This window comes from Thalassospira australica, from assembly GCF_044790785.1.
GTDB classification, from domain to species: domain Bacteria; phylum Pseudomonadota; class Alphaproteobacteria; order Rhodospirillales; family Thalassospiraceae; genus Thalassospira; species Thalassospira australica_A.
Genome location: NZ_CP085258.1, coordinates 1,259,674 through 1,273,081 on the forward strand (window position 1 = coordinate 1,259,674; position 13,408 = coordinate 1,273,081).

Sequence of the window (13,408 nt, forward strand, 5' to 3'; positions counted from 1 at the left end):
TTGGAAAACCGTCGGCCGGGAACTCGGTGCACCGGGCGGACAAGGGGACAAACCGCCCGGTGCGGGTCGGCAAAGCCGCAGCTTGGGCTTAACCGGCCTTGTTCACACGCATATACCACTCGACCAGACGACGGGTCTGACGTTCGGTATAGTTACGATCAATCATGCGTTTGACGAACTCGTTATGCTTCTTCTCGGTGTCGCTGTCTTTTTTCGACCCGAAGGAAATCACCGGCAGCAGGTCTTCGACCTGGCTGAACATGCGTTTTTCGATGACTTCGCGCAGTTTTTCATAAGACGTCCATGCCGGGTTCTTGCCCTTGTTATTGGCACGTGCACGCAGGGCGAACTTGACGACCTCGTTGCGGAAATCCTTCGGATTGGCGATACCCGCCGGTTTTTCGATCTTGGACAGTTCCTGATCGATGATCTTGCGATCCAGCAACTGACCGGTATCGGGGTCCTTGAAGTCCTGATCCTCGATCCATGCATCGGCATAGGCGACATAACGGTCAAACAGGTTCTGGCCGTAATCGGAATAACTTTCGAGATAGGCCTTCTGGATTTCCGCCCCGATGAACTCCGCATAGCGCGGGGCCAGTTCGGATTTGATGAAATCCATATAATCCTTCTCGCGTTCCTCCGGATATTGTTCGCGCCGGATTGCCTGTTCCAGCACATACATAAGATGGACCGGGTCGGCCGCAACCTCGTGGGTGTCGTGGTTGAAGGTTTCCGAAAGCACCTTGAAGGCAAACCGTGTCGAAATGCCGTCCATGCCTTCGTCGACACTCGCGGTATCACGATATTCCTGCATCGATTTTGCTTTGGGGTCGACATCCTTCAATGTCTCGCCGTCATAGACACGCATCTTGGAATACAGGTTTGAATTCTCGTGTTCCTGCAAACGCGATAGGACCGAAAACTGCGCCAGCATCTTAAGCGTACCGGGCGCACATGCCCCCTGTTCCAGTTCGGACCCCTGCAACAGCTTGTCGTAAATCTGGGTTTCCTCTGTCACCCGCAGGCAATAGGGGACCTTGATCACGCTGATACGGTCGATAAAGGCTTCGTTGTTTTTGTTGGCCTTGAAGGTCTGCCACTCCGCCTCGTTCGAATGCGCCAGAATAAGGCCCTGGAACGGGATCGCACCAAGGTTTTCGGTGCCGATATAGTTGCTTTCCTGAGTTGCCGTCAGCAACGGATGCAGCATCTTGATCGGGGCCTTGAACATCTCGACAAATTCAAGAAGTCCCTGATTGGCGCGGTTAAGCCCGCCGGAATAGCTGTACGCATCCGGGTCGTTCTGGCTGTAATATTCAAGTTTGCGGATATCGACCTTGCCGACCAGCGACGAAATGTCCTGATTGTTTTCATCGCCCGGTTCGGTTTTGGCAATCGCAATCTGACGCAGGCGCGACGGGATCAGTTTAACGACCGAGAATTTCGAAAGATCGCCGTTAAATTCATCAAGCCGTTTTACCGCCCATGGTGACATAAGCCCGGTCAGGCGGCGTTTGGGAATGCCGTATTTGTCTTCGATCGCATCACCCATCTTGGCCGGGTTAAACAGGCCAAGCGGACTTTCGAAAACCGGGCTGATCTGATCGCCTGCTTTCAGCACATAGATCGGCTCGACTTCCATCAGTTCCTTCAGCCGTTCGGCAAGCGAGCTTTTGCCGCCGCCAACCGGACCCAGCAGATAAAGAACCTGTTTGCGTTCTTCCAGACCCTGGGCGGCATATTTGAAGAAGCCGACGATGCGTTCGATGGTTTCTTCCATGCCGAAGAAATCCTCGAAGGCGGGATATCGCTTGATGGTGCGGTTCAGGAAAATTCGGCCGAGACGGGAATCGGTCGAGGTGTCGATCATTTCGGGTTCGCCGATTGCCTTGATCATCCGCTCGGCTGCGGATGCGTAGGCCGATGGATCATCGCGACATAGATTAAGATAGTCCCGGATGGTTAGTTCGGTTTCGCGTTTTCCGTCATAGCCTTCCGCATACAGCTCGAAGATGTCCTTGTCTTCAGCCATGGCGCGGTCTCCTTTCCAACGTTATCGCACTTCTGTCAGATGTCGTTTCCTGTGTTCTTTTGATCTTGGGGCTTAACCGGCCTGATGGGGGCGGCGGGCCCGATCCTGTTGCAAGAATGCAGCGGGTTTGCTGCACTGCGGTGGCATTGAAAATAGCCGCCGTTCATTCTGTCTGCGCCCGAAATAAACATCTCGTTTAGTCGGGCGGTGAGTAAATAAACTAATGAACTTTATTTAAGGTTCGTTTAAAGGTCTGCCAGATATTGGCAAAGAAAACGGCTTTGATGACTTTTTAGAATGGCTTGCAATATTTGCAACCGATGATGGAAATTTTGCGGCCCCGGCACGCGGCAGCCCAAAGTCACTTTTTGTTGCGGGCAAACTTTACCGGTGAATACACCCGGATAGGGTCTGCTCCTGTAACCTTGTCCCTTTGACGTGGGGCTTCCGGTTTCATTCCGCAATGGCCAACTTACGAATATTGTTGGTAAAAACGCATGCGAAACGATCACTTCAAAGTGACCGGCCCCGACATCGGGAATAGCTTGGCCGGCCGACGAAAACATCCGCCGCACCCGTTTTGCAATTGCACAGTCAGGCTGCAAAATTATATCAGTCCAGTATCGTCCACTGTGCGCCAAACCTGCCCCGAAGGGAAGTAACGAATGACCGATGGTAGTGTGACTTTCGTCGAAAGTGGTGAACTCGATCACCTGATCGCACAGGGCAATGTGACCCTGATTGATGTCCGCGAACCCGACGAATTCAAGTCCGGCCATATCAGCGGGGCGATCAATATGCCGACCTCGAATTTCGACATTCCGGCACTTGTCGACCTTGCCGACGATACAGAGACGGATCTGGTCTTCATTTGTGCCGTCGGACAGCGATCTTTCGGCGCCGCCAACGCCGTTCTCCCCCACCTTGACTGTCAGGTAATGAACCTCAAAGGCGGCCTGCAAAGCTGGACCCGCGACGGATTTGACCTAACCCAAGCCTAACAAACACGCCACACGCCTTTCCCTCTATCCGCCCTCGCATCCACAACCCAAACACCAAGAATCGCAAACCAAACTGGAACAGGTCCTCTAGGCCAACACGCCTACCCACAGACCCTCTCCCTTCCTCATCCTCATCCCTTCCTCGTATTCTCCCTTCCTTGTCCTTGCTCTTGTCCTCGTTTTCGTTCTCGCTCTCGTCCCCCACTCCCGCTCCATACGCCACCTCCTCCAACAACCACATCGATTCTCGTTGACGATTTCTCATATATGGGATTAATTCCCTGATAGTGGAATTTGAGGTGATGGGATGATGGATCGGAGGATTGCGGAGCGATTGGGGGCGCTGCGGGCGGAGCGGGGCTGGTCGCTGGAGGAGCTGGCCGCACGCAGTGACGTCAGCCGGGCCAGCCTGTCGCGGCTTGAGAATGGCGAGGTCAGTCCGACGGCGCATGTTCTGGGCAAGCTGTGTGCCGCCTATGGCCTGCCGATGTCACGCCTGATGCAGATGGTCGAGGACGAGTTCAAACCGCTTGTTTATCGCGGTTTGCAGCGCACCTGGGCCGACCTGGAAACCGGCTTTTTCCGACGGACGGTTTCACCACCCGCGCAGGGGTTGATGGCGGAAGTCATCGAATGCGAACTCGATCCCGGTGCACGGATCGAATACGAGGGAACGCCACGCCCGGGGCTTGAACATCATCTGGTGATGCTGGCAGGGCAACTGCATATCACGGTGGAGGGCAAGGCCTATGTGCTGAATGTCGGGGATTGCCTGCGATACCGGCTTTCAGGCCCCAGCAGCTTTGAAGCCCCCGCCGATAAAGGCGCGATCTATCACCTTTTCATCGTATGAAAGTATGAGGCCCCTAAAAAAATGAGCGACCAGATCACCATCGCAAGCTTTGATGCCGATCAGCTTGAAAGCCACCTGGAGGCGTTTGGCGAGATGCTGCATGCCTGCGTGCATGACGGGGCCAGCATCGGATTTATCGAACCGTTTGATGCCGCCGCCGCAATTGGCTTCTGGCGCGATATGGTCCTGCCCGCCATGCGGGACGGCAGGCGCGATCTGTTTGTGGCCCTGATGGGCGGCAGCAAGGTGGTCGGAACCGTGCAGCTTGATTGCGCCACCATGCCCAATCAGGTCCATCGTGGCGAGGTCTGCAAACTGATGGTGCATCCGCAATATCGCCGCATGGGCATTGCGCGAAAACTGATGGAAGCGCTGGAAAAACGGGCGTTTGCGAAGGCACGTCATCTGCTGACACTTGATACGAGAACGGGTGACAGTGCAGAGCCGCTTTATGCCTCGCTCGGTTTTGAAACGGCGGGCGTGATCCCGGCCTATGCCCGTGATCCGTTTTCCGAAAAGCTGAGCGCAACCACCGTGATGTATAAGCGGCTTGCTGTGTAACACGCTGGTGGACGATTCCCGTATTCTGTATTCAAAACCGGTTTACTGGCATGCCAGATTGCGCAGTAAAAGTGAATAATCAGCCCGATTATTCACTTTTTGCATTGCAGCATGTCGTCGGCTGGCAGGGTATTTTCCCCCGGTACATCACAGCTTCATGCTGCTGTGCGGCGCACTAAGGGTTAATGCGTGTGACAGTGGTATGACCAAAACATCTTGAATGCGAAACCGGGTTGAGCGCATCTTTGCGCCTGAAAGCTTTTGTATAAAATAAAAAACCCCGGAGGACGTTCGTCATGAAGAAATTTGCCCTTGCGGCGGCCCTGATGGCTGCCGTTGGTTTTACCGGCATGACCCATAGTGCCATTGCAGCCGATCTGACATTGCGGATTTCGCTGCAACTGCCGATGAAAAGCCACCTTGGTCAGAACCTTTTGATGTTCAAGAACGAGGTCGAGGAAAAATCGAACGGCGATATCGCGGTCGAGATTTATGACAGCGCGCAGCTTTACAAGGACAAGGAAGTTCCCGCCGCCGTCGGTTCCGGGGCGATTGAAATGGGTGTGGCATCGCTGACCCGTTATGTCGGTGATGTTCCGGCGGTCGATGTGTTCTATCAGCCGTTCCTGCTTGATTCCGAAGAGAAAGTCCGTGCCGCGGTTGCCAAGGGATCGCCGGTGCGTGGCCCGCTTGACGAGGCGATTGCCGATACCGGCGCGACCGTCCTGTGGTGGCAGGCATATGGCGGATCGATCATGCTGTCGAACGGTGGGCCGATCAAAGGCCCGGAAGGTCTTAAAGGCCAGAAAGTCCGCGTGTTTTCCAAAACCCAGGGCGATTTCATTTCAGCGGCTGGCGGTGCGCCGACCCTTATTTCCGGGTCGGAACAGTATATCGCCTATCAGCGCGGCACGGTCGATGTCGGCATGACCGGCATGTCGGGCGTCAAATCCCGCCAGCTTTGGGAAGTCATGGATACCGTGACCGCCACCAACGATGCCGATGTTGAATTCATCGTCGTGATCAATACCGATTTCTGGAACGGTCTTTCGGATGCGCAGCGCGACATCATTTCGACCGCAGCCATGAACGCGGAAAAAGACGTGCGTGATCGCATGGCATCCATCGAAGCCGCAGCTTATGAAGAAGCCAAGGCCAACGGCATGACCATCTATACCCCGACGGACGATGAAATGGCGGCATGGCGCGCCGTTGCCAAGCCGGTCTATGATAAATTCCTTGAACATTCCGGCGATCTGGGCAAGCAGGTCTTTGACGCGGCCAGCAAGCTTTAAGTTCGGGCTTTAAACTTTGCCCGATAAAATGACATCACCGCAATTTCGGCCACCCGGCGATTGCGGTGATGTCTTTCCGTCTATCCATCTGTCTCTCTTTTTAGGAGGCGGTCGCGACCGGGGCGCATATTTCCGGCACGGCCAGGATTTTTATCATGTTTGATCGTTTGATGCTTTTGCTGGCCTGGATCGCGGCCCTGCTGTTTGTCGCAGCCGGTGTGATGCTGACCTATGAGGTTGTGGCCCGTTATTTCTTTATCCGTCCGACCATCTGGGCGGCAGAGCTTTCGCAGCTTTGCCTGATCTGGGGATCGTTGCTTGGCATGCCCTGGGCATTGGCGGCACGGCGGCATATTGCCGTTGATGCCGTGACCCGGCTGTGCAAACCGGGGATGCGCCGTGTGCTTGAAATCATCGCGATGGCGGTGGTTCTGGTGTTTTCCGTGATGGTGACGGTCAAGGGATGGGACATTTTCCTTGAAAGCTTCGAGTGGGGCCGCACCAGCGGCACGATGCTTGACCTTCCGGCGTGGGTTGCGGAAATCCCGGTCGTGATCGGTTTTGCGCTTCTGGCCGTTCAGGCCGTCATCGAAATTGTTGGCGTGATTCGCGGCAAGGATATTCCGGAAGGGGCGCACGAATGACCATTATCCTGACCCTTGCGGCAATGTTCGCCTTGCTGCTGATACGTGTGCCGGTGGCCTTTGCGCTGGGCGGGCTTGGCCTTGCCATGCTGATCCTTGGCGGCTTTTCGCCCCTGATGGCCCCCCAGGCGATCCTGTCGACTTTGGATGGTTTTATTCTGCTGTCGGTGCCGTTGTTCCTTTTGATGTCCAACATCCTGTTGCGTGCCGGGGTCGGCAATGACCTGTTTGCTGCGGTCAGTGCGTGGGTCGGGCATTGGCCGGGCGGACTTGCGGTGGCGACCATTCTGTCGTGTGGCGTGTTTGCCGCGATTTCGGGGTCGTCGGTGGCAACCGCAGCCACGATTGGCACGGTCGCCATCCCGGAAATGATCCAGCGCGGCTATAACAAGCGTTTCGTCTATGGCCTGATGGCGGCGGGGGGCACACTTGGCATCCTGATCCCGCCATCGATTCCGATGATCATTTACGGCTTTGTGACCGAGGAATCGGTGATCGCGCTGTTTCTGGCCGGGGTCGGGCCGGGGATTGCGTTGCTGTTGCTGTTTATCGTCTATTCGATGATCTATGCCCGTTTCGGCGGGCAGGAACGCGAACCAAAACGCGGCTGGGAGGAGCGCAAGCGTGCCACGTTAAAGGCCCTGCCTGCCGTGCTTCTGGCGGTGCTGATCATTTCGGGGATCTATTCCGGGGCCTTTACCCCGACCGAGGCCGCGGCCATCGGTTTTGCCGCTGCCCTTCTGATTACGGCAGCGATGCGGGTTCTGACCTGGAAGGCGTTGAAGCTTGCGATTTTCGATACGATGGCGACCACGGTTGCGATCATCCTGATCATTGCCGGGGCCAAGATATTCGGCAAGGCAATCACGCTGTATCGTATCCCGCAGGATATCTCGATGATGATCAGTCAGGGGATCGATACCGAACTTGGCTTTATCCTCGTGGTGACGGTCGTGTTGCTGATCATGGGGCTGGTGTTTGAGGCACTTTCAATGGTGCTGATCATGACGCCGGTTCTGTTGCCGGCGGCTCTGGCACTTGGCTTTGATCCGATCTGGTTCGGGGTCTATATGGTGATCATGGTTGAATGCGCGCTGATCACGCCGCCCGTGGGGCTCAACCTTTATGTCATTCAGTCGGTGGCGAAAACGCGATTGGGCGAAGTGGCGCGTGGCGTTTTGCCGTTCCTGCTTCTGATGTTCCTGACGGCGGCCATTCTGTATGTCTGGCATGATCTTGCCCTTTATATACCCTTTAAAATGTGACGCTTATGACCAAACAAATCTCTCCTGCCGATAAACTCCGTGCGCTTCTGGCAACGGGTGATCTGATCACCATGCCATGCTGCTTTGATGCGCTTTCGGCCAAGCTGATCGAACAGGAAGGCTTTGGCCTGACCTTCATGTCGGGCTTTTCGGCATCGGCTTCGCGGATCGGCGAACCCGATCTTGGCCTGATGTCTTATGGCGAAGTTCTTGATCAGGCGCGCAACATTACTGATGCGGTTTCGATCCCGGTAATCGGTGATGGCGACACCGGCTATGGCAATGCGATGAATGTGCGGCGCACCGTGGCGGGTTTTGCCAAGGCCGGCTGTGCCGCGGTGATGATCGAGGATCAGCTTGCGCCGAAGCGTTGCGGCCATACCAAGGGCAAGGAAGTTGTCGGCCGGGACGAGGCATTTGATCGTATCAAGGCCGCCGTTGACGCCCGCGAGGCCGGGGCGGATATCCTGATCCTTGCGCGTACCGATGCCCGGCATCAGCATGGTTTGAGCGAGGCGATTGACCGGGCCGCGAAATTTGCCGAACTGGGGGCTGACATATTGTTTGTCGAAGCCCCGAAAACGGTCGCGGAAATGCGCGAATTGTGTGCGGCCCTGCCGGGGCCGAAAATGGCCAATATCGTCGAAGGCGGGGAAACCCCCGATCTGACACCCGATGAACTGAGTGATATCGGCTATCAGATTGCGGCCTATCCGTTGTCATTGATGGCCGCCGCGATGAAGGCGATGGTCGAAACCCTGCAATTGATGAAGGCGGGCAAGCCGCGTACCGATATGCTGATGGATTGGGGCCAGTTGCGCAATCGCATCGGCTTTGATGCCTATTACGAGGAATCTGAACGTTACGCGACCTCGAAACGCGGGTAGGGGCAAGCGTTCATCTGATCGTCGGTCAAACGGCGCGCGAGGGGCTTCTCGCGCGCCGTTTTGCATTTTAGTCCGGAATGCGGGCGATGACCTTGATTTCGAAATCAAACCCTGCCAGCCAGTTGACCCCGATTGCCGTCCAGTTCGGATAGGGGGCTTCGGGGAAAACGTCACCCTTCACCTTCATGATCGTTTCAAACTGGTTTTCGGGATCGGTGTGGAAGGTTGTCACATCGACGATATCGTCAAGCGTGGCGCCGCCAGCCTTAAGCGTTGCTTCAAGGTTGGCGAATGCCAGACGCACCTGTGCCTCGAAATCCGGTTCAGGCGAACCGTCGGTGCGGCTGCCGACCTGCCCGGAAACGAACAGAAGATCGCCTGACTTGATCGCGGCGGAATAGCCGTGTTCGGCATAAAGGGCGTGCCGGTTGGCGGGGAAAATGGCGTTACGCTGTGTCATGTGGATTATCCTTTGTGTGGGTCTGGTGTGTGTCTGGAAAATGTTGATGCCGGTTTGGACCGGTTCAGGTCTTCAGCCCGGAATGCGGGCAATGACCTTGATTTCAAAGTCATACCCGGCCAGCCAATTGACGCCGATTGCCGTCCAGTTCGGATAAGGGGCTTCGGGGAAAACTTCGCCCTTTACCTTCATGATCGTTCCGAACTGATTTTCGGGATCGGTGTGGAAGGTCGTGACATCGACGATATCGTCAAGCGTGGCGCCACCTGCTTTGAGCGTTGCTTCAAGGTTGGCGAATGCCAGACGCACCTGTGCCTCGAAATCCGGTTCGGGTGAACCGTCAGAACGGCTGCCGACCTGACCGGAAACGAACAGAAGATCGCCCGATTGGATCGCGGCGGAATAGGTTTGCTTTTCGTACAGGTCATGCCGACCGGCGGGGAAAATGGCGTTACGCTGTGCCATTTGGATTTCTCCTTTTATGTGTGTCTGAAAAATGCTGCCGACGGCGTTGTGTCCGGCGTGCAATTTCACATACGATGCGTATATAAAACTCAGATACATTGCGTATGTCAAGTTTTATATACGTCGCGTATGTGAAATGGTATATGTCGGGAAATTGACCAAGGAGGTTTGCCATGGCTGTAAGACGTCGCCAGGAAATGATGGAAGAAAACCGCGAAAAGCTTATTTCGGCAGGGCGAAAGGCGTTCGGAACGCAAGGGTTTGCCGCGGCTTCGATGGATGAACTGACGGCATCGGTTGGCCTGACGCGGGGCGCGCTTTATCACAATTTCGGCGACAAGAAGGGGTTGCTTGCCGCCGTTGTTGCACAGGTCGATGGCGAGATGGCCGCGCGTGCGCGGGCGGCAAGTGCCAGTGCCGGGGACGGGTGGCAACAGCTTCTGGCGGAGGGGGCGGCCTATATCGCGATGGCGCTGGATGCCGAGGTGCGTAGGATTGTGCTGCTTGACGGGCCTGCCATTCTTGGCGATCCGTCGCATTGGCCGAGCCAGAATGCCTGCCTTGAGGCGACGAAAGAAGCGGTCGAGAGGCTGATTGCCGACGGGGTTATGAAGCCCGTCGATACCGATGCCGCTGCGCGTCTTCTTTGCGGCGCCGCCCTTAATGCGGCCTTGTGGGTCGCAGACAGTGATGATCCGAAGTCTGCCTTGCCCAAGGCGGTTGATGCCTTCAGCCTGATGGCCGAGGGGTTTCTGGTCGAGAAACGATAGTGTCCCTTGGCAGTAAGTCGATAACACCATCGTATTGAGTTTGCCGTACCGCTGACTGGATGCCTGCCTTCGCAGGCATGACGTTTTGGGGCCTTAAAAATCTGCCCGTCACTCCTGCGGAAGCGGGAGTCTATGGTGCCGCAGGTTCGGTGTCGGGGCAGGCAGAGAGCGCACGGGATTCCCGTTCCGGTTTCGCTAGAAAACTGGCACTATCGTACAAATCCCGCATGACGGGCCCAACTGCCAGCCGCCACAAGTTTCGAGGACGTGATGGAATATGTCCCCTATCTTCTGACCGCCTATGCGATTTTTGCCATGGCGGTGATGTCGCCCGGCCCGAATTTTCTGGCGGTGACAAGTGCCTCGATGACGGTGTCGCGCCGTGCGGGATTGGGCATTGCACTTGGCATCGGTACGGGCACGATCTGTTGGTCGACGATGACTGTGCTTGGGCTGACCGCGATCCTTGCCGCGTCCGAGGAAGTGGCGATTGCCCTGCGCTGGATCGGCGGTGGGTATCTGATCTATATGGGGTTCATGGCGCTTCGCAGTGCCTATAAAAGCCGGGGGCAGGGGCTGGAGGTTCCGGTGTCGGATGCGAAGGCGGATCGCCCGTTGTGGCGCTATGTGCGGCGCGGACTTCTGGTGCAGATGAGCAATCCCAAGGCCGCGCTGTTCTGGTTTTCGATCATGTCGATTGTGCTTCGGCCCGATGCGCCGGGCTGGGTCGGGCTTGCGATTGTTCTGGGCACGACGACGTTTTCATTTGGCTGGCATTTGGCGCTGGCGTGGTTCTTTTCGACCGAGGCCGTCATGCGCGTTTATCGCCGCGCCTATCGCGCCATTCAGGGGGTGATGGGGACAGCGTTTGTTTTGCTGGGCGGGCGGTTGATCGCGAATTGAACAAAACGATTTTTGGTTTGTTCATATTACCAGGCAAGGAACCGCCGACCAACGGCAGCACCGGTTGCCGATACGAGGGCAATGGCGAAGGGATACCAGATCAGCAAAAACAGGCCTGCATCATTTCGGCAGGTAATCGTATAAGCCGTCGCGGCAAGCGCCCCGGACAACATGCCAGCAATCGCACCTGCCCGCCCCGGTGCAACAGGGGCGCCAAGCCGTAACAAGCCCAAAAGAAGCACCAGCGGCAGCAGTGCGGTGATCATGATGGTCGTCACACACGATATGACGGCATATTCAGAAGCCCCCAGCCACGACGCGCCGGATTGATCCGTTGCGGCCCGCAGAACAAAGATTGCCAAGGTCGGGGCAATCGGCATCCATGCCGCACTTTTACGATCAGGCGAAATCACGCGACAGGCCATATAAAGTGCTGCAACAGCGAGGCTGATCATGGCTGCAAGTTTGAAATATGTCGCTGGTTCGTGGAATGCCGTTGATAAATCGTTTCGGGCACCGAGCAACAACAGAATTACGGCAAACAGAATTGCGGTACTGATGATCGAACCGAGCACGAGCATAAGGCGAAGTTGGCGGGGTGAGGGGTGAACAGATTGGCCTGCCTGTTTCGCAAGAGAGTCAATCAGCAAATCTGTTTTAGCCGTTTCCATGAACCATACCTTTTCGTCCTAGTTCGAGCGCGAGAAAGTAAAAAGCCGACTTAGGGCGCGACTGAAAGTGACGCGGACTGCGGCTTCGCTACGATCAAGTTTTTCTGCCGTTGTACGGACACTTTGCCCTTCAATTGCGAGCGCTTTGACAACCTCGTGCTGTTGGGGCGGTAATTTTGCAAGGTTGCGTTCGGCGTCAATCGCCCTTGAGGGATCAGATAGTGTGCCGATCATTTCCGCCAGTTCCTCGATTTCGATATCGGCATGTTTTGCTCTTTCGCGAGATAATCGTCGCACAGCATCGGTCAGTTTGTAGCGAACGACACCTGCAAGCCAAGGTTTGAACGGGCGGGTGGAATCCCATGTATGACGCTTGTTATGCAGACCAATCAGGATTTCCTGCACAATGTCTTCGGTTTCCTGCGGGTCAATTCCCATGCGTTTCAGCTTGCCGGGGATGGAACGGCGAAGACTGCGGGCAATTTCCCCAAGCAAGTTGCTGTACGCCTTGGCATCGCCCCGACGTTCGGCAAGCATCGCTTCTTCCCAACCGGTTTTACTGTGATCCAAAGAACATTACCCAATGCAATGGAAATCGGAACGGCGGGTTCGCGGTTTCGTGATCGCTTGTGAACGCTGCCCGTGTTTCACCAAGGGTTACACATCCGAAAACTTATAGGAAGCGCATTTGGGACGCTTCGATAAATGTAAGGTATGAAGATGAAATCCATGATGATTAAAATTGCTGCGGCGGTTATTGCCGGTTTCCTTGTGACAGGCAGTGCATTTGCGCAAGACGCGATTGATGCAATAACCCCGGCCCCGATCAAGGCCGAGAATGTTGTTCTGGTGCATGGTGCGTGGGCAGACGGTTCAAGCTGGGCGAAGGTGATTCCAATCCTTCAGAAGGCAGGGCTGAAAGTTACAGCGGTCCAGAACCGTCTGACGACACTTGAAGATTCGAACGAAGACGTCCGTCGGATTCTTGCGCAGCAGGACGGTCCCACCGTTCTTGCCGGACATTCGTGGAGTGGCACTGCGATCAGTGATGTTGGTGATGCCAAGAATGTATCGGCGCTTGTTTACGTAGCAGCACGCGCCCCGGAGGCCGGTGAGGATTTTGTCGCACTTCAGAAGACATTCCCGGATACGCCGGTAAGGGCGGGGGTCAAAAACGCGGATGGCTACACAACCGTTTCCAAAGACGCGTTTCTGAAATACTTCGCCAATGGCATCCCTGAAGACGAAGCCAAGGTTTATTACGCGGTACAACAGCCGACGGCGGCGTCGTTGTTTTCCGAAAAGACAACGCATACGGCCTGGAAAAACAAGCCGAGCTTTTATGCCGTGTCGGCAAACGATATGACGATCTCGCCCGAATTCGAACGATTTCTTGCTAAAAGGATGGGGGCTCAGACCGTCACGCTGGATGCAGGGCACCTTCCGATGGTCTCTCATCCGCAGGAGATTGCCGATTTGATCCTTAAAGCAGCAGGTCGTTAAGAATAAGCCGTTCCGGAATGTATTCGGGATGATTTCAAATCGGGATATTGCCGGTCAAAAGAGGCTGGCGATATCCCGTATCGGATAAAGAAAAC

At 55.7% G+C, this 13,408-nt stretch carries 15 protein-coding genes; 10 read left to right on the forward strand and 5 right to left on the reverse strand.

Features of this window, described 5'->3' with window-relative positions:
- Positions 1 to 88 precede the first annotated feature (88 nt).
- Complete coding sequence (locus tag LG297_RS05955) at positions 89 to 2,035, reverse strand: PrkA family serine protein kinase (protein WP_062952549.1); 1,947 nt, start codon at positions 2,033 to 2,035, stop codon at positions 89 to 91.
- A 665-nt stretch (positions 2,036 to 2,700) separates the two neighbouring features.
- Between LG297_RS05955 and LG297_RS05960 the strand changes: the two genes are divergently transcribed.
- The 7 genes from LG297_RS05960 to LG297_RS05990 all read left to right on the forward strand — a co-directional run bounded on the left by LG297_RS05960 (position 2,701) and on the right by LG297_RS05990 (position 8,541).
- Positions 2,701 to 3,036, forward strand: a complete 336-nt coding sequence (locus tag LG297_RS05960) for a rhodanese-like domain-containing protein (protein WP_062952548.1) — start codon at positions 2,701 to 2,703, stop codon at positions 3,034 to 3,036.
- Between the two features lie 307 nt (positions 3,037 to 3,343).
- Positions 3,344 to 3,889, forward strand: coding sequence for a helix-turn-helix transcriptional regulator (locus LG297_RS05965; protein ID WP_082824803.1), 546 nt, complete (start codon positions 3,344 to 3,346; stop codon positions 3,887 to 3,889).
- Between the two features lie 21 nt (positions 3,890 to 3,910).
- Complete coding sequence (locus LG297_RS05970) at positions 3,911 to 4,450, forward strand: GNAT family N-acetyltransferase (protein ID WP_404426038.1); 540 nt, start codon at positions 3,911 to 3,913, stop codon at positions 4,448 to 4,450.
- A gap of 296 nt (positions 4,451 to 4,746) precedes the next feature.
- A complete protein-coding gene (dctP, locus tag LG297_RS05975; protein ID WP_404426039.1) occupies positions 4,747 to 5,745 on the forward strand; it encodes a TRAP transporter substrate-binding protein DctP in 999 nt (332 codons plus the stop codon).
- 155 nt (positions 5,746 to 5,900) lie between these two features.
- Positions 5,901 to 6,389 carry a TRAP transporter small permease gene (locus LG297_RS05980; protein WP_404426040.1) on the forward strand — a complete coding sequence of 163 codons (489 nt, stop codon included), beginning with the start codon at positions 5,901 to 5,903 and terminating at the stop codon, positions 6,387 to 6,389.
- On the forward strand, positions 6,386 to 7,654 hold the full coding sequence (locus LG297_RS05985) for a TRAP transporter large permease (protein ID WP_404426041.1): 1,269 nt from the start codon (positions 6,386 to 6,388) through the stop codon (positions 7,652 to 7,654). Before LG297_RS05980 ends, LG297_RS05985 begins: the two co-directional genes overlap by 4 nt.
- Positions 7,655 to 7,659: 5 nt before the next feature.
- Complete coding sequence (locus tag LG297_RS05990; RefSeq protein ID WP_404426042.1) at positions 7,660 to 8,541, forward strand: oxaloacetate decarboxylase; 882 nt, start codon at positions 7,660 to 7,662, stop codon at positions 8,539 to 8,541.
- 67 nt (positions 8,542 to 8,608) lie between these two features.
- On the opposite strand, the gene LG297_RS05995 is transcribed toward LG297_RS05990, so the two are convergent.
- Together LG297_RS05995 and LG297_RS06000 are read right to left on the reverse strand one after the other, a co-directional pair.
- Positions 8,609 to 9,001, reverse strand: coding sequence for a RidA family protein (locus LG297_RS05995; protein WP_404426043.1), 393 nt, complete (start codon positions 8,999 to 9,001; stop codon positions 8,609 to 8,611).
- A 72-nt stretch (positions 9,002 to 9,073) separates the two neighbouring features.
- Positions 9,074 to 9,466, reverse strand: a complete 393-nt coding sequence (locus LG297_RS06000) for a RidA family protein (RefSeq protein WP_404426044.1) — start codon at positions 9,464 to 9,466, stop codon at positions 9,074 to 9,076.
- Positions 9,467 to 9,639: 173 nt separating this feature from the next.
- Between LG297_RS06000 and LG297_RS06005 the strand changes: the two genes are divergently transcribed.
- Entirely contained in the window at positions 9,640 to 10,236 is a 597-nt protein-coding gene (locus LG297_RS06005) for a TetR/AcrR family transcriptional regulator (RefSeq protein ID WP_404426045.1), read from the forward strand.
- A 270-nt stretch (positions 10,237 to 10,506) separates the two neighbouring features.
- Positions 10,507 to 11,139: a LysE family translocator gene (locus tag LG297_RS06010; RefSeq protein WP_063096166.1), complete on the forward strand. Its 633-nt coding sequence runs from the start codon at positions 10,507 to 10,509 to the stop codon at positions 11,137 to 11,139.
- Positions 11,140 to 11,165: 26 nt separating this feature from the next.
- On the opposite strand, the gene LG297_RS06015 is transcribed toward LG297_RS06010, so the two are convergent.
- Entirely contained in the window at positions 11,166 to 11,810 is a 645-nt protein-coding gene (locus tag LG297_RS06015) for an NrsF family protein (RefSeq protein WP_404426046.1), read from the reverse strand.
- A gap of 18 nt (positions 11,811 to 11,828) precedes the next feature.
- Entirely contained in the window at positions 11,829 to 12,380 is a 552-nt protein-coding gene (locus LG297_RS06020) for a sigma-70 family RNA polymerase sigma factor (protein ID WP_404426047.1), read from the reverse strand.
- A gap of 159 nt (positions 12,381 to 12,539) precedes the next feature.
- Between LG297_RS06020 and LG297_RS06025 the strand changes: the two genes are divergently transcribed.
- A complete protein-coding gene (locus LG297_RS06025) occupies positions 12,540 to 13,313 on the forward strand; it encodes an alpha/beta fold hydrolase (protein WP_404426048.1) in 774 nt (257 codons plus the stop codon).
- Positions 13,314 to 13,408: the final 95 nt, after the last annotated feature.